The sequence below is a fragment of the Mycobacterium gordonae genome (assembly GCF_001417955.2).
GTDB lineage: Bacteria > Actinomycetota > Actinomycetes > Mycobacteriales > Mycobacteriaceae > Mycobacterium > Mycobacterium gordonae_B.
Window position 1 is genome coordinate 33758 of record NZ_LKTM01000212.1, and the last position, 14677, is coordinate 48434.

Here is a 14677-nt window from a genome sequence, read left to right on the forward strand (position 1 = left end):
CATAGGCACTCCGTAGGCGCTGATCACGCGAAGAGCCGCGCGTCGGGTCGGTTCCCGGCAGTAAACTGCCTGGCATGGCTGACGTACATCGCGGGGCACTTCCCGTCGTGTTAAGGACCGGCGCCGCAGCGCTCGGCTCGGCGGTCGCCGGGATCGGCTACGCCGCCTTCGTCGAGCGCAACGCGTTCGTGCTCCGCGAGATCACGATGCCGGTGCTGAGCCCGGGCTCCACCCCGCTGCGGGTGCTGCACATCAGTGACCTGCACATGACGCCCAACCAGCGGCGCAAGCAGGCCTGGCTGCGCGAGCTGGCCAGCTGGGAGCCCGACCTGGTGGTCAACACCGGTGACAACCTGGCCCACCCCAAAGCCGTGCCCGCGGTGGTACAGGCCCTGGGTGACCTGTTGTCCCGGCCCGGTGTCTTCGTCTTCGGCAGCAACGACTACTTCGGGCCGCGGCTGAAGAACCCGATGAACTACCTGACCAACCCGGATCACCGGATCAAGGGCGAGCCGCTGCCCTGGCAGGATCTGCGCGCGGCGTTCACCGAGCGCGGCTGGCTGGACCTCACGCACACCCGGCGCGAGTTCGAGGTGGCGGGCCTGCACATCGCCGCCGCCGGGGTCGACGACCCACACATCGACCGGGACCGCTACGAGACGATCGCGGGGCCGGCCAGCCCGGCCGCCAACCTGCGGCTGGGGCTGGTGCACTCCCCCGAGCCCCGGGTGCTGGACCGGTTCGCCGCCGATGGCTACCAGCTGATCATGGCCGGCCACACCCATGGCGGTCAGCTGTGTCTGCCGTTCTACGGCGCACTGGTCACCAACTGCGGCCTGGACCGCTCCCGGGCCAAGGGTCCCTCGCAGTGGGGCTCCCACACCCGGCTGCACGTCTCCGCGGGCATCGGGACGTCGCCGTTCGCGCCGGTGCGGTTCTGCTGCCGGCCCGAGGCGACCCTGTTGACGCTGATCGCCACCCCGATGGGCGGCCGGGATTCGACCAGCAACCTGGGGCGCTCGCAGCCGACCGTGTCCGTGCGTTGACGCCGACGCGCATCGCGGTCCGCAGTCTCTCCCGGGACTGGACCGACAATGCGATCCGGTTGATCGAGGCGGATGCCCGTCGCAGCGCCGACACACATCTGCTGCGCTACCCGCTGCCGGCCCGGTGGGGTGACGAGGCCGGCGTGGAGCTCTATCTCAAGGATGAGACGACCCACATCACCGGAAGCCTCAAGCACCGGCTCGCCCGATCCCTGTTTCTCTACGCGCTGTGCAACGGCTGGATCGGTGAGGGCACCACGGTGGTCGAGGCGTCCTCGGGTTCCACCGCGGTGTCAGAGGCCTACTTCGCGGCGATGCTGGGACTGCCGTTCGTGGCGGTGATGCCGGCGGCGACCAGCGCCGCCAAGATTGCATTGATCGAATCACAAGGTGGCCGTTGCCATTTCGTGCAGAAGTCGAGCGAAGTCTATGCCGAGGCGGCCCGCGTCGCCGCCGGGACCGGTGGTCACTATCTGGACCAGTTCACCAACGCCGAGCGCGCCACCGACTGGCGCGGCAACAACAACATCGCCGAATCGATCTACCTGCAGATGGCCCTCGAGTCCCACCCGATACCCGCCTGGATCGTGGTGGGCGCCGGCACCGGGGGCACCAGTGCCACGATCGGCCGCTACATCCGGTATCGACGGCACGCGACCCGGTTGTGTGTGGTCGACCCGGAGAACTCGGCGTTCTTTCCGGCCTACGTCGAGGACCGTCTCGACGTGGAGACCGGCGCGTCGTCGCGGATCGAGGGCATCGGCCGGCCGCGGGTGGAGCCGTCGTTCCTGCCGTCGCTGGTCGACCGGATGGTCTCGGTGCCCGACGCGGCATCGATCGCCGCCGCTCGCCATGTCAGTGCCGTGCTGGGCCGCCGGGTGGGCCCGTCGACGGGCACCAATCTCTGGGGCGCGTTCGGTCTGCTGGCCGAGATGGTGGCCGCGGGCCGCCAGGGTTCGGTAGTCACGCTGTTGGCCGATAGCGGTGACCGCTATGCCGACACGTATTTCGACGACGAGTGGGTCGCTGCCCAGGGACTGGATCCCGGCCATGCCGCCCGGGCGCTGGTCGAGTTCGAGCGCTCCTGCCGTTGGGACTGAGCCGCCGACCTGCCGTTTGGGAGGTGGCTGCTCCGGTGCGATAGGCTGTCGAGGCTTCAAGCGGGGTGTGGCGCAGCTTGGTAGCGCGCTTCGTTCGGGACGAAGAGGCCGTGGGTTCGAATCCCGCCACCCCGACTCATTTCTGTACCTGTTATTCCTGTACCGACCAAAATGCGTCGGACCGAAACCGCGTTTCCACGGTTCCGGTCCGACGCAACTAGCTCAGCGCACAGATGAGTGCGCTAGAACCAGACTCTTCGGCCTCCAACCGGGCGCCCAACCGCACCCAGAATCCACAGAATCACACCGACGAGCACGAGAATGCCGCCGATTGTGTAGAGAATTGGGATACCGGCGAAATAGCCGATCAGCAGCAAAATAATTCCCAGGATGATCACGTCGCGCCCCTTCTGTTGAACGCTGTCTAATTGGCAGATCCAAGGACGGAGTACCCCCCTATATGTGTGTCCAATCACTCGACACACGGCCGGAAGCACACTCTCGTTCCGCGGCGCGGTGCCAGCATGATGGACCGGCGCACCACTCGCTCCGGCCGGGAATCGACCACACTGAACTCGCCCTCGCGGAGCAGGACGTGCAGCACCGTGATCAGCTCGCGCATCGAGAAGGCGGCGCCGAGGCAGCGCTTGACGCCGCCACCGAATGGAAGCCAGGCATAGGTCTGCGGCCGGACACCCAGAAATCGCTCCGGCCGGAATTCCCGGGGACGCTCGTAGACCGCCGGGTTGCGGTTGATCGCGACGATGTGCACCACGATCCGGGTCCCGGCCGCTACCAGGTAGCCGCCCAGCCGGATGGGCTGCGCCGCCACCCGGGAGGTCAATGGAGCGGGCGGGCGTATCCGCAGCGTCTCGTCGATCACCGCCGTGGTGAACTCCTCACCGCCACCCACCGCCTCTTCCCGCACTCGCCGCAGCGCGTCGGGATGGTGCAGTAACAGATCAAAGACCCAGGCCAGCGTGGTCGCTGTGGTTTCGTGCCCGGCCAGCATCAGAGTTATCAGATCATCGCGAATCTCGCTGTCCGACAGCGCTCTCCCGTCCTCGCCGCGGGCACACATCAGCACTGCCAGAAGGTCGCGCCGGTCGGCCAGCCCGGGGTCGTCGCGGCGGGCGGCGATCAGCGGCATGACGACGTTGTCGATCTCGCGATTGGCCCGCGCCCGGGCCGGCCATACCCGCAGCACGCCGAGGCCGCGCAGCGCGTAGCGGACGGTCAGCTGCTCAGACACGCCCAGGTTCAGCAGTCGTTCGAACGGCCGGCCCAGCCGCTGCACTTCGTCGGGGTCCTCGACGCCGAAGATGACCCGGACGATCACGTCCAGCATCAGCGCCCGCGCGGCCTGCAGCAGTTCGAACGGGCGGTCAACGGGCCACCCGCGCATCGCCGCTCGCGTCGACGCCTCGATCACCGGGACGTAGGTGTTCAGCGCGGCGCCGTGCAACGGGGGCGTCAGCAGCTTTCGCCGACGCAGATGCTCTGGCTCCTCCTGCACGAACATCGATCCGGACCCGTAAATCGCCGCTGCGGGTCCCACTCCTTCACCGCCGAGCAGAACGTCGGTCGGCGCGGTGAAGACCTCCTTGGCCAGCGCCGGGTCCGAAACGATCGCCACGTCGCCCAGGCTGAGAATCGGCATCGTCATGATCGGCCCGTACCGGCGGATCAGTCGCATCATCCGGCGCTCGCCGCCCACCAGGTAGGCCAGCGCGTAGATCGCGGCGAAAGCGCTGCGGAACCCGCGCGGAGCGGGCAGTCCGGGCGGCGGGCTCACGCGCAGCGATTGTCCTCCTCGCCGCGACGAGAGCGAAGCCTCACACGCAGTCGGCGCAGATCTGCCGTCCGCCGGTGGTGTCCCGCAACCGGTTGCGATGCTGCACCAGGAAGCAGCTCGAGCAGGTGAACTCGTCAGAGCGCTGCGGAATCACCACCACCGACAGTTCTTCGCTGGACAGGTCCGCACCCGGCAGCTCGAAGAACAGCGACTCGTTCGGGTCGTCGTCGACCACCGTCGTGGACAACTTCGGCATGGGTCCCAGCTCACGGAGCGTGGACCGGTCCGCGGCATCGGTGTCGGTCACGCGGCGTGCGTCGTAGTCGCTGACGGTCGTCATGGCAGTTCCTTCCTGCGGAGGGCCGGGCCGTCCACCACATGGTCGCCCGTTGGCACAGGCAGTACCCCATTCCGAAGCGGCCCACACCCCTTCGACAAGAAGAATTTCCAGATGTGCTATGCGTCAGCGCGCGGTGAGTTGCAGCGCGGGCCAGCTGGCCGGGTACAGCACGGCCTGGTGCGCAAGCGCACGCTGCCGGCGCATGTCGGCGCGCTGGTTGCGCGCCACCCAGGCCAGGCCCAGCCAGGGCGACATGATGGCCACCACCAGGGACACCCCAGCCAGCAACTCATGCCCGACGGCCATTGCCGCCAGCCCGATGACCAGGCCGACGGCCCACGTTCCGGCGGCGACCAGGCCGGGCACGCTCACGGTCCGTTCACCGGACTCGCTGGTCGTGGCCGGCCCTTGTACGAGCGCGTCTGACCCGATGTAAACCATGCTCACTCCCAGTGACGACGGAACCCTTGTTACGGCTACTATATCCTAGGGATACAGTTTCTGCACTCGCGAATTCTGACCGCGGCCCCCATGGTGGCGCATCGCGCTGTTGAGTTCCCGGAGAGCGGGTACAAGTCGACTGTGAGTGATACCGCCGTGCTGATCATCGACATGTTCAACGACTACGACCATCCCGACGCAGAGCAACTGGCCGACAACGTCGCCGGCATCATCGATCCGCTGGTCGCACTGGTCGACGACGCCCGCGGACACGACGGCGTCGACCTGATCTACGTCAACGACAACCACGGCAACTTCACCGCTGACCGTCAAGCCATCATTTCCAGCGCCCTGAACGGCAAGCGGCCCGAGTTGGTCAAGCCGCTGGTGCCGCCGGACGACACCTACCTCCTCACCAAGGTCCGCCACAGCGTCTTCTACTCCACGGCTCTGGACTATCTGCTCGATCGCTTGAAGACGCAGCGTCTGGTACTGGCCGGACAGGTGACAGAGCAGTGCATCCTCTACAGCGCACTCGACGGCTACCTGCGCCACTACGAGGTGGTGGTACCGCCCGACGCGGTCGCCCACATCGAGGAGGACCTCGGGTCGGCCGCGCTGAAGATGATGGAGCGCAACATGAGCGCGGAGCTCGTCGAGGCCGCGCATTGCCTGCCGTAGCACAAAACAGGACCACGCACACACCCGAAGACCCGAAGGAGGTCGCGATGACCGGTGGCAAAGAAAAGGCCGAGGAAGACGTGGAGGGCGACGAGCACGTCGCCAACTCACGAGCAGGACGCGAGGCAGACGGCGATTACGTGGGACGTACGGCGGCCGACGACGACTTCGACGCCGGGATGACGGGCGCGGAGGCTCGCAGCCAGCAGGACTGACTCACCGGTGCAGGTCGGCCACCAACGGCCGGTGATCCGAGATCGGCATCACGTCGGCGACGGTCGGACCGGCGCGCAGTTCCTTGTCGTCGGTCACGATGTGGTCGAGCTGACGGGCCGGCGCATCGGCGGGAAAGGTGGCCGCGGACGCCAGCGGGCGCATGCCGGTCCAGCGGTGCACGGGCTCGGGCGTCAGGTTGAGGTCACCGACCAGTAGCCGCGGCCCCGGCAGGCCGCGCAGGTCGCGCACCAGCCGGCGCAGCTGACGCACGTTCCACGCCGGAACGAAGGACAGGTGGGTGTTGGCCACGGTCATCAGCCCCAGCGGCGTCTGCAGCCGCGCTATCACCGCCGCCCGCGGCTCCTCGTCGACGATCATCACCTTGTTGGGCCCGGGCAGGTACATCGGGAAGCGCATCGGGATGCGGGGCAACCGCACCACCTGCCAACTGGTGGCCGGGAACCGCGACAGCAACGCGATGCCGTAGGCCGCGGTCCCGGGTTGTTCCCGGCCGGTGGCGGCCATCCAGGTTGCGCCCGGGGTTCCCGAGATGGCGGCCACGAACCGGTGCTCGACTGCACCCATCGCCTCGGCGGCGACGGCGGTCAGATCGGCCCGGGCGGACCGCGGCTGGTCGAGGTCGACCTCTTGTAAGGCCAGTACGTCGGGATCGAGTCGCCGCACGCAGTCCCGCAGCCGCTGCGGATCGACCCCGTCGCCGACCGTGCGACCGTGCAGGATGTTGAAGGTCGCTATCCGCATGGCCGCTCCGGTACGCCGGGCACCTGCTCCCGCGCCGCCACTGAGCGTCCGTCACCGGTGTCGAACACCTCGATCACGACGTCGTCGTCGCGGTAGCGTGCCAGCGGCGCCAGTCCGGGTGTATCGGCGATGACGGCGTGGGCGGCGTCCCCGGTGAGCGGGTAGTCGGGCACCGGGTGGCGCCAGTGGGCGGCGATGACAGTGGCGCCGGGCAGCAACCGGGGACATTCCCGTCGCAGGACTTCGGCCAGCGCGTCCGCCGACAGGTAGTAGGCGATTTCGCTGAGCACGAGCAGGTCGAACGGCCCGTCCGGCCAAGGTTCGTCCAGGGATCCGCGAGACAGCGTGACGCCGTCGCGGCGCCCGCTCTCCCGCAGCCGCGCATCAGCCGCCCGGATGGCGGCGTCGGCCACGTCGACGGCGGTGATCCGGTCGCAGCGCTGCGACAGCCGATCGGTCAGCGTCCCGACCGAGCAGCCGGGCTCGAAGGCATGCCGGTATCGCCGTCCGGGGAGCAGCGCGAGTGTGATCGCATACTTACGCTCTTCGTACCAGCGCGTCGACAGCTGCCACGGGTCATCGGCGCCGGCGTACATCCGCTCGAAGTAGCTGTCCGGCAGGCGGGCGGTCATCGGAAGACCAGCTCACCGACACGCAGCGAACGCTGCAAGACGAACGGCGGCAGTACCGGATCCGGACCCTCGAATTGACTCTGAAAGCATTGCGCTGCTTGGCTTTTCCGCTCTACAGCCCACGGCTCGAGTGGTACCGAACCTGCGCGGACCCAGGGCACGTCGGGGTCCTCGGGAACCGCCCAGTGCCACATCCACACCGGATACTCCAGCAAAACGACACCGGTGTGTGCGCACGCGGTTGCCGCCGCCCGGCCTACTGCCTCGTGATCGGGGTGACCATCACCACGCCACGTGGCCGCGCACCAGGTGCCGGGAGCAGACCCGTCCAGAAGCTCGGCGAGCAGGCCGGCGAGATGATCCTCGTGTTCGGCCAGCCGCCCATCCGGTAAGCCGAGCGACAATGGGGTGCCCACACCCAGAACGCTTGCGGCACTGCGCAGCTCGGCACGGCGCGCCTCCTCGATGCGAACCCGCTCCGACACCGTCACGTCCGGCCGCGCGGCCCCGCCGTCGGTGACCGAGACCACCCGGACGGCGACGCCCGCGGCGGCGAGTTGGGCGATCGTGGCCCCCAGACCCAGGGTTTCGTCATCGGGGTGCGCGGCAACGACGATCAGGGAGACGCACCCGGTCAGGTCCGATTCGGGCGGCCGGCTTGCATCCAGCCAGACCTGTGCCGGGGTGCCGCCGCCGGCCAGCGGTGTGGCCGCGAACCGCGGCCCGTTGGTCGGCGGCGCGGCCCTCAACGGCTGGGCCGGCCGGCCAAGCGGCCGAGTTCGGCGAGGTCGCGCTCGGCGTGACTCTGCCGTATGTAGATGGTCAGGTCGGCCACCCGCTGCGCATGCCGACCGTCCTGGCACAGCGGGCCGGGCCCGAGTGCCCGCCCGGTGCGGGTGATCGCTTCATCGACCGCGTGTTCCACCACCGCCCGGACGCGTCTCGCCAGCAACTGAGCCGTACCTGCCCGGTCGAACGGGTCCGCGTCGATCTGCGCCGCCGCCGCGGCCAGCATCGCGTCGCCGGCGGCCAGCGCGGCGTCGACGGCCCCGAGGTGCGCCAGAGCGTAGGCGTCGGCCGATTCGCTGCGAGAGCAGCGATACAGCGGGTCGGCCACCCGGCGGGCACCGCCGAGCCAGCAGGCGGCCACCCCGATCGCCCCGTGCCAGAAGCCGGCACGGTTCAGGTAGTCGCCGGGCTCACCGACCAGGATGGCGTGGACGTTGTTGAACTGCACCGAGCGGGTGTCGCTGCCCGCCATTCCCGGGTTCCACCACGTGCTGGGCAGTGGCTTCACCCCGGCGTCGGTGAGGGTGACGGCGAACAGCCCCCGCTCGCCGTCCTCCAGTTGCGCGGAGACCAGCGCGTTGGTGCAGAATCCTGCGCCCGAGCACCACACCTTGGTGCCGTTGAGCAGGAACTCGTCTCCCGAGACGCTGGTGGCGATCAGCTTGGCGTCAGATGCCTCGGCCGCCCACACCCCCCACAGCTGGCTCGGCTCGGGTGGCTTACCGCCCAATTCGTGCAGGATGGCGACGGCATCGACATGGGCCTCGGCGATACGGGCCGCCGCGATGTCGTCCTGCGCCAGACGTGTCAGCTGCTGCAGGCGTTCTGCGGTGTATCCCGCCGCCGGCAAGGGCAGTTCCAATCGTCCAGATTCCAGCCAATGTTGAATCAATCCGGCGGTCATGCGACATCCCCCGTCGCGCTTTCAGAAAGCGTGCTCAAATGATCAGCAAATCCGCGTGGCGCCCGAGCCTGGATTCGTGCCGAAGTAATAACCGATCGTGCGGTGTCCCGGCAAATTCGGTAGCCAGCATGCTCGAACCGCGCTACCAAGTCAACATCCTCACCGGAGGGCAGGGCCCGGAAGCCACCGACGCGCCAGTACGCCCGAGCGCTGAAGCCCATGTTGGCGCCGTGGATATGGTCGTGGTCCTCACCGACCCGCGACTCGTAGGCGTCCTCGTACTGGTCCACTACTTCGCTGCGATGCTGTTGCCAGTCGGTCACCCGGACCAGGCCCAGAAACATGTCCGCGCCACGGTCAAGCTGCCGCACCAGCCAATCGGGGCTCACCGTGCTGTCTGCATCCGTGGTGGCGTACCAGCAGTTCCCCTCCGACCCGCACAGGTCGGCGGCGTAGTCGAATCCCGCGGCCCGCGCCGCACCCACGTTGCGGGACTCGACCCGCACGAAGTGCACGTCGGTTCCGTAATTACCGGCGAGCGTGGCGCTCCGGTCTTCGTTGGCGTCGAGCACGACGACGACGGTGACCGGGGCGGAGACGCACAGGGCCGCGGTGACTAGCGCGGACAGGCAGTCTGGGAGATTCTCCTGTTCGTTGTGCGCTGGTATCACAACAGCAACCTGGTCGTAGGTGCGCGACGCTGCGGCTGACATAATGAATCTAATTTCCCGTTTGCTTACCAACTAAACGGTTGAGCGACAGCACAACCCGGCATCAGGTTGCGGTCGGCGCAGGCCGGGTATGCCCAAGCGACCATGAATCCGTTGCCCGTGCCTTCCGGCCTCCGCTGCACCGAACTGCGCGAAGCATTGCGCTGCGCGGTATCTGCGCTCAAGGAGCACGGCCCGCCGTTCGCGCTGGCGGGCAGCTATGCACTGTGGGCGTACGGCGCCCCCGAACCCACTCACGACGTCGACATCGTGGTGGCCGAGGCGGACGTGCCGGCGGCCGCCACCACGCTAGGCAAGGCCGGATTCCGAATCGAACGTCCGCCGGAGGACTGGCTGTTCAAGGCCCACTCAGGCGAGACGATGGTCGATGTGCTGCACCGGGTCAACGGTGAGATCGTGACGCCGGACGCCCTGGACTGTGCCGAGCAGCGCGTCGTCCTGGCCATCTCGATCCCGGTTCTACCGCCTACCACGGTGTTCATCCAGAAATTGCGCGCCCTCACCGAGCATCACTGCGATTTCGCGAAGCTGATTCCGCCCGCGCGGGCGATCAGGGAACAGCTGGACTGGGACCACATCGCCGCCGAGACGGCCGACAACGACTTCGCGGCGGCGTTCCTGGTGCTGGTTCAACGCTTGGGACTCACCGAGTAAAACCGGTGAATGCGGGTATCTAGCGGCACTATGGACCCGCAACCGAGTCGTGGACTCCGCCGTGACCAGGACCTCGAAGATGTGGTCGACGAACTTCAACAGAACGTGACCGACGAACGCCGTGAGCAGGACGTGCCCGGCAATGCGACCGAACGCGAGGAGGCCCCGACGCTGGGTTCGGGGGACGAGCCGCCGGACTAGTGATTGCGCAGCTTTTCGACCAGTTTGTCTTTCGTCAGGCTCGAATACCCGGACATACCCAGTTCTTTGGCGCGCTTCTTCAACTCCGGCACTGTCCAGTCCGCGTACGACCCGGACTTGCCGCCTTTGCGCGCCACCTTCGACTTCCCTTGTCCAGCCGCGGCATTGGAGATCCGCGCGGCCTTCTCTTTCGAGTCGCCCTTCTTGCGCAGGTCTTCGTACAGCTTTTCATTCTTGATCGACGAATTGGGCACGACTGCCACCTCCTACGATGTTTGCGCAGGCAGAATGCCCGGTTGGAGCCCCAGCAAACCAGTGGTGCTGCAGCCGTGTGCATTTCGCCGTAGCGGTGGGCAGATCGGCTGTGCCGGGTTCAGGCGGCGGACCCGCTTCTAGCCGCACCGTCTTTTCGGTCAGTTTCTCCTACCCTCGGGCGGGTATAACCAATGCGATGCACGAGACCAACAAGCGTGGGTCCGCCCGGCTGGTCGCGATCGGTGCGGCCGCGCGGGGAGGCGAACTGACCCGGCATGCCTGTATGTCACGCTTCCGGATCGCCGTGGCGTGCCGGGTCGCCACCGGAGCCGTCGATGACCAGCGTACGTAGTTGCGTGATGGTTGCCATGGAAAGCCGTGGCGACTCAGCCGTCCTACGCGCCGATGGCGTGCTGGACAGCTCCACCTACAGGAGTCTGCGCGACAGCGTGATCAAGGCGGCACTGGACGAACCCCAAGCGGTCATCGTCGACGTCGACGGACTGGCAGTGCCCTCCCCCTCGGCCTGGTCGGTATTCACCAGCGCCCGCTGGCACGTGAACATCTGGCCGGGTGTGCCGATTCTATTGGTATCCAATGATATTCGCAAAAGGAGCGCGATCGCCGGCTGCGGCGTGGCCCGGTACGTGCCGGTGCATCCGACCTGCGACGCCGCCTTCTTGGCCGCGGGCGACTTCTGCTGGCACAGTCGCCACCGTGGCAGCGCCCAACTTCCCCGTGATCGGGCCGCTAAGCGCTTGGCGCGCGCCATGATTGACGAGTGGCTTACCGCTTGGTCATGCGACCCGCTGATAACGGTGGCCGGCACCGTCGCGACGGTCTTCATAGAAAACGTGCTCGAGCACACCGGCAGCGCGCCGGTCCTGATCGTGGAAAGTTGCCAAGACACCGTGGCTGTCGCCGTGGAAGATTCCAGTCAGCGACCGGCAATCAGGCACGAAGATACGGGCTGTGGCGCCGACCTCGTTTCCGGGCTGGCCATCGTTTCGGTTTTGTGCCGCGCCTGGGGATGCACGCCGACGTCATCCGGAAAAACCGTGTGGGCGCTGGTGGGATCCGAAAATCGGCTCTGAGAACGTCCGATTGCAATGTTGATGGAGGTCGCGGGCTGATTCGTGCCCGATTCCCGCCCGATTTGAGCATGTCCGGCCCCCGCAGGCCCTGTCCAGTTAGCGAATCGCTTGCTCCAAGCCGTTTGCCCGGTACCGGGCACGGCAACCCAACAACACGTGAGGATCGCCATTGTTTGGGGCGACGACGTCTGCGCTGGTAATCAGGATCTCGTCGGAAATGAGCTAGAAGACGACTTCGGAAGGCTGTGCGCGGCGCTGACCGCCCATGGTCACACCGTAACGGCCCACCCCCGTGCCGGTGTCGGCCCGGCCGCGCCGGTAGCGCCGGCCAAGGTGTTGCCGTTCGTCGGCGATTGGGCGGCCGAGTTGTCCCGTGAGTGGTCCGGCGACCCGCCCGACATCGTGCACGGCTTCGGGTGGCTGGGGGGACTGGCCGCGCAGTTGGCCGCCCGCCGTAACCACCTGACTACCGTGCAAAGTTTTTACGGCCTGGCCGCCACGGTTTCCGGCCCGCACAACGGACAGGCCGCCGATTCCGAACGTGCCCGCCTCGAACCGTTGCTGATCCGCGGCGCTGCCTGGGTGACCGGCGGCAGCAGCGAGGAACTGGCTACGCTGACGCGGCTGCGTCGCAATCGGGCCCGCACCTCTCTGCTATCCACCGGGATCGACGTCGAACGCTACGCCTGCACCGATCCCACCTGGGTGGCAAACGATAGCTTCAGGATCGTGCAGGCCGCGCCGAATCTGCAGCCCTGCAATGGATTCGACAAGACCATCCGGGTTCTGCCGCATGTACCGGACAGCGAACTGGTGATCGTGGAGACGTCCACCAACGACGCCCGCAACAAGCGCGAACGGGCCAAACTCAAGCGGATGGCCACCGGCCTCGGCGTGAGTAACCGGGTTCAGTTCGCGGGTTGCGTTGCACCCGAGGATGTTCCGCCGCTGCTCTGGTCCGCCGATGTGGTCGCGTGCACGCCGCGGGTGGCGCCACGGGCCACGTCAGCACTGCAGGCCATGGCCAGCGGCCGGGTCGTCGTCGGGACGGCGGTGGGGGCCCTGATGGATACCGTGATCGGAAATGTCACCGGCCTGCTGGTGTCTCCGACAAAGCCGCACGAACTGGCCGGCGCGTTGAAAGCCATGCAACAACAGCGCTTTCAGCGCCAGAGCATGGGCTCAGCCGGCCGCTCCCGGGCAATGTCGCGATTCACCTGGGACCGAATCGCCCAAGACGCGCTGAGCATCTATCAACAGGCAAGTCACGTGAAAACCAGCGCCATAGCCTAGGAAACCGAACATATGACAACCGCGCCTTACCTACCGGACACCGCCGACCGATCGCAGGAGGGTCGCCCGCCGGAGGCGGTCCGGTACGCGAAGTTCCACACCTCGGACTCCGAGGCGGCGAAACGCTTTTTCGCCGAGGCCTACCAACCGGGCTGGCGGACCACCAGCCTGCCCGGTGGCTCGTCGGTCACCCATCAGCGCTTCGAGTCCGAACCCGTCACCATCGACGAGGTGCTGGTCGAGGGCCGCGTGGGCTGCGAAATTCGCGCCACCGACGCTGTGGTGGTCATCCACCCGCGCGCGGGCTCGCTGACGCTGGCCGGCGACCCCGGCACCAGGATGGATACCCCGGTGATCGCCGCCGACGGTCTACCATGCGCCATTCAGGCGAACACGGCCCGCTTTCACGTCGTGCGGATGGATCTGCGGCACTTGACCCAGGTCGCGGCGGAGAAGACGGGGCCGCTACCCCAGAACATCCGCTTCGCCAGCTGCCGCCCCCGCTCGATGTCGGTCGCCCGCACGTGGACCCAGGCGCTGGACTATGTCATCGCCAGCCTGTCCTACGCCGAAACCGCTCAGCAGCCACTGGTCGTCAACGCGGCAGGCAACCTGCTCGGCGCCGCGTTGCTGGAGTGCTTCCCCTCCAACATGAACGACGGCCAGGACCTGCTGCGGAACCCTGCGGTGCCACCGACGTTGAAGGGCGCGATCTCGTTCATTCACCGCCACGCCGGCGACGGCATCGGGGTCAACGACGTCGCCGACGCACTGCGCATGACCTCCCGCGCGGTTCAGTACCTGTTCCGGCAGCATCTGGACACCACGCCCACCGAGTATCTGCGCCGCGTGCGCCTGCACCGCGCCCATCAGGAGCTGATCAACAGCGACCGGTCCACCACCACCGTCAGCGAAGTGGCCCACCGGTGGAGCTTCGCCCACACCGGCCGGTTCGCCGCGCTGTATCGCAAGACCTACGGCCAGAGCCCGCACGCCACGCTTCAGCAGTAACGTTCGCTACAAACCTTCGCGGGTACGCAGTAGCCGGTCGACCCGGTCGGCCGCGTTGTCGTTGACGACGTCCTGAGACGTGATCTCGTCAACGACCCGCTCGGCGATGTCGCGCAGCTTGACGTTCGACTCCTGCGACAGCTTCACCAGCAGGTCGAACGCCGACTCGGCGTTGACCCCGTACCGCAGCATCAGAATCCCCATCGCCTGGTTGATCACCGCGCGTCGCGAATCGACCGCCAACAGCGCCTCACTGAGGTGCTTCTGCAGGTCAGCGTCGAACTGATCGGTGACGTCGATGTAGAAGCCGCCGATGCCCAGCAGTCGGCCGTCCGGCCCGCCGAACCGGTCGCCCACCACCACCACCAGATGAGTTTCACCCCGGGTATCGACGATGCGATGCCTGCTGCTGAACGCGGCGCCGTGCCGGCGCACCTGCTCGATCAGCTCTGGAACTGTCGGTTTGTCGTCGGGATGCTTGTGTTTGAGCAACAACTGCGTCGTCGGCTGCACGCTGCCCGGCTCATAGCCGTGCATTCGTGCCACCTCTTCCGACCATTCCCAACGGTCTTCTCGGGCCAGGTAGCGAAATCTCCCCACCAGTGGCCACCGGCGACCCCTCTTTCGCCGCGTATCTGCGCACACCAGGGTCATAATATTCCGAACCGCGCGCCACGTCTGAACTTCGGTGCCTGCCCGATTCGCTTTCCGGACAAAATCCAGCATGCGAAT

Annotated in this window: 21 protein-coding genes and 1 tRNA gene; 11 read left to right on the forward strand and 11 right to left on the reverse strand. The window is 67.1% G+C overall.

Annotated elements, in window-relative coordinates; translation table 11 throughout:
• Positions 1 to 74: 74 nt before the first annotated feature.
• The 3 genes from AO501_RS15900 (at position 75) to AO501_RS15910 (ending at position 2281) form a co-directional block, all read left to right on the forward strand.
• A complete protein-coding gene (locus AO501_RS15900; protein ID WP_055578623.1) occupies positions 75 to 1046 on the forward strand; it encodes a metallophosphoesterase in 972 nt (323 codons plus the stop codon).
• Positions 1043 to 2146, forward strand: coding sequence for a PLP-dependent cysteine synthase family protein (locus tag AO501_RS15905; RefSeq protein WP_055578624.1), 1104 nt, complete (start codon positions 1043 to 1045; stop codon positions 2144 to 2146). Before AO501_RS15900 ends, AO501_RS15905 begins: the two co-directional genes overlap by 4 nt.
• A 61-nt stretch (positions 2147 to 2207) precedes the next feature.
• Positions 2208 to 2281 (forward strand) — tRNA-Pro (locus AO501_RS15910).
• A gap of 107 nt (positions 2282 to 2388) precedes the next feature.
• Here the strand turns inward: AO501_RS15910 and AO501_RS37270 are convergent.
• From AO501_RS37270 to AO501_RS15925, 4 genes are all read right to left on the reverse strand, one after another.
• Entirely contained in the window at positions 2389 to 2544 is a 156-nt protein-coding gene (locus AO501_RS37270; RefSeq protein WP_120794271.1) for a hypothetical protein, read from the reverse strand.
• 74 nt (positions 2545 to 2618) lie between these two features.
• Positions 2619 to 3947 carry a cytochrome P450 gene (locus AO501_RS15915; protein ID WP_231752515.1) on the reverse strand — a complete coding sequence of 443 codons (1329 nt, stop codon included), beginning with the start codon at positions 3945 to 3947 and terminating at the stop codon, positions 2619 to 2621.
• Positions 3948 to 3981: 34 nt separating this feature from the next.
• On the reverse strand, positions 3982 to 4281 hold the full coding sequence (locus tag AO501_RS15920) for a DUF4193 domain-containing protein (protein ID WP_055578625.1): 300 nt from the start codon (positions 4279 to 4281) through the stop codon (positions 3982 to 3984).
• A 123-nt stretch (positions 4282 to 4404) separates the two neighbouring features.
• Positions 4405 to 4722 carry a hypothetical protein gene (locus tag AO501_RS15925; protein ID WP_063892876.1) on the reverse strand — a complete coding sequence of 106 codons (318 nt, stop codon included), beginning with the start codon at positions 4720 to 4722 and terminating at the stop codon, positions 4405 to 4407.
• Positions 4723 to 4863: 141 nt separating this feature from the next.
• Here AO501_RS15925 and AO501_RS15930 point away from each other — a divergent pair, with 141 nt between their 5' ends.
• Together AO501_RS15930 and AO501_RS38110 are read left to right on the forward strand one after the other, a co-directional pair.
• Positions 4864 to 5403, forward strand: a complete 540-nt coding sequence (locus AO501_RS15930) for an isochorismatase family cysteine hydrolase (protein ID WP_055578652.1) — start codon at positions 4864 to 4866, stop codon at positions 5401 to 5403.
• Between the two features lie 47 nt (positions 5404 to 5450).
• On the forward strand, positions 5451 to 5618 hold the full coding sequence (locus AO501_RS38110) for a hypothetical protein (RefSeq protein WP_197419861.1): 168 nt from the start codon (positions 5451 to 5453) through the stop codon (positions 5616 to 5618).
• 1 nt (position 5619) lies between these two features.
• Here AO501_RS38110 and AO501_RS15935 read toward each other — a convergent pair whose 3' ends face one another.
• Genes AO501_RS15935 through AO501_RS15955 form a run of 5 tightly spaced genes read right to left on the reverse strand, consistent with a single transcriptional unit; the run spans position 5620 to position 9419 of the window.
• A complete protein-coding gene (locus tag AO501_RS15935; RefSeq protein WP_055578626.1) occupies positions 5620 to 6381 on the reverse strand; it encodes an endonuclease/exonuclease/phosphatase family protein in 762 nt (253 codons plus the stop codon).
• The gene (locus AO501_RS15940; RefSeq protein WP_055578627.1) at positions 6372 to 7013 is read right to left on the reverse strand and encodes an SAM-dependent methyltransferase; all 642 of its coding nucleotides are present in this window, start codon (positions 7011 to 7013) and stop codon (positions 6372 to 6374) included. The genes AO501_RS15935 and AO501_RS15940 overlap by 10 nt, the downstream gene beginning before the upstream one ends.
• Positions 7010 to 7762 (reverse strand): PIG-L deacetylase family protein, encoded by a 753-nt coding sequence (locus AO501_RS15945; protein ID WP_055578628.1) that lies wholly within the window; start codon positions 7760 to 7762, stop codon positions 7010 to 7012. Before AO501_RS15945 ends, AO501_RS15940 begins: the two co-directional genes overlap by 4 nt.
• Positions 7759 to 8706, reverse strand: coding sequence for an acyl-CoA dehydrogenase family protein (locus AO501_RS15950; RefSeq protein WP_055578629.1), 948 nt, complete (start codon positions 8704 to 8706; stop codon positions 7759 to 7761). Before AO501_RS15950 ends, AO501_RS15945 begins: the two co-directional genes overlap by 4 nt.
• Positions 8703 to 9419, reverse strand: a complete 717-nt coding sequence (locus AO501_RS15955) for a glycosyltransferase (protein ID WP_055578630.1) — start codon at positions 9417 to 9419, stop codon at positions 8703 to 8705. The genes AO501_RS15950 and AO501_RS15955 overlap by 4 nt, the downstream gene beginning before the upstream one ends.
• Before the next feature lie 102 nt (positions 9420 to 9521).
• On the opposite strand from AO501_RS15955, the gene AO501_RS15960 reads away from it, so the two are divergent.
• Positions 9522 to 10091 carry a nucleotidyltransferase family protein gene (locus AO501_RS15960; RefSeq protein ID WP_055578631.1) on the forward strand — a complete coding sequence of 190 codons (570 nt, stop codon included), beginning with the start codon at positions 9522 to 9524 and terminating at the stop codon, positions 10089 to 10091.
• 30 nt (positions 10092 to 10121) lie between these two features.
• Positions 10122 to 10292, forward strand: a complete 171-nt coding sequence (locus tag AO501_RS38115) for a hypothetical protein (protein ID WP_197419862.1) — start codon at positions 10122 to 10124, stop codon at positions 10290 to 10292.
• Here the strand turns inward: AO501_RS38115 and AO501_RS15965 are convergent.
• Positions 10289 to 10546 (reverse strand): DUF7218 family protein, encoded by a 258-nt coding sequence (locus tag AO501_RS15965; RefSeq protein ID WP_055578653.1) that lies wholly within the window; start codon positions 10544 to 10546, stop codon positions 10289 to 10291. The two genes, AO501_RS38115 and AO501_RS15965, sit on opposite strands and share 4 nt — an antisense overlap.
• A 197-nt stretch (positions 10547 to 10743) precedes the next feature.
• On the opposite strand from AO501_RS15965, the gene AO501_RS37275 reads away from it, so the two are divergent.
• The 4 genes from AO501_RS37275 to AO501_RS15980 all read left to right on the forward strand — a co-directional run bounded on the left by AO501_RS37275 (position 10744) and on the right by AO501_RS15980 (position 13945).
• The gene (locus tag AO501_RS37275) at positions 10744 to 10899 is read left to right on the forward strand and encodes a hypothetical protein (protein ID WP_156452598.1); all 156 of its coding nucleotides are present in this window, start codon (positions 10744 to 10746) and stop codon (positions 10897 to 10899) included.
• Positions 10883 to 11641 (forward strand): STAS domain-containing protein, encoded by a 759-nt coding sequence (locus AO501_RS15970; RefSeq protein WP_055578632.1) that lies wholly within the window; start codon positions 10883 to 10885, stop codon positions 11639 to 11641. Before AO501_RS37275 ends, AO501_RS15970 begins: the two co-directional genes overlap by 17 nt.
• Positions 11642 to 11797: 156 nt before the next feature.
• Positions 11798 to 12934: a glycosyltransferase gene (locus AO501_RS15975; RefSeq protein WP_055578633.1), complete on the forward strand. Its 1137-nt coding sequence runs from the start codon at positions 11798 to 11800 to the stop codon at positions 12932 to 12934.
• Between the two features lie 12 nt (positions 12935 to 12946).
• Entirely contained in the window at positions 12947 to 13945 is a 999-nt protein-coding gene (locus AO501_RS15980; protein ID WP_082658664.1) for a helix-turn-helix transcriptional regulator, read from the forward strand.
• 6 nt (positions 13946 to 13951) lie between these two features.
• Here the strand turns inward: AO501_RS15980 and AO501_RS15985 are convergent, their stop codons facing one another.
• Positions 13952 to 14599 carry a PAS and ANTAR domain-containing protein gene (locus tag AO501_RS15985; RefSeq protein WP_197419863.1) on the reverse strand — a complete coding sequence of 216 codons (648 nt, stop codon included), beginning with the start codon at positions 14597 to 14599 and terminating at the stop codon, positions 13952 to 13954.
• Between the last annotated feature and the right edge of the window lie 78 nt (positions 14600 to 14677).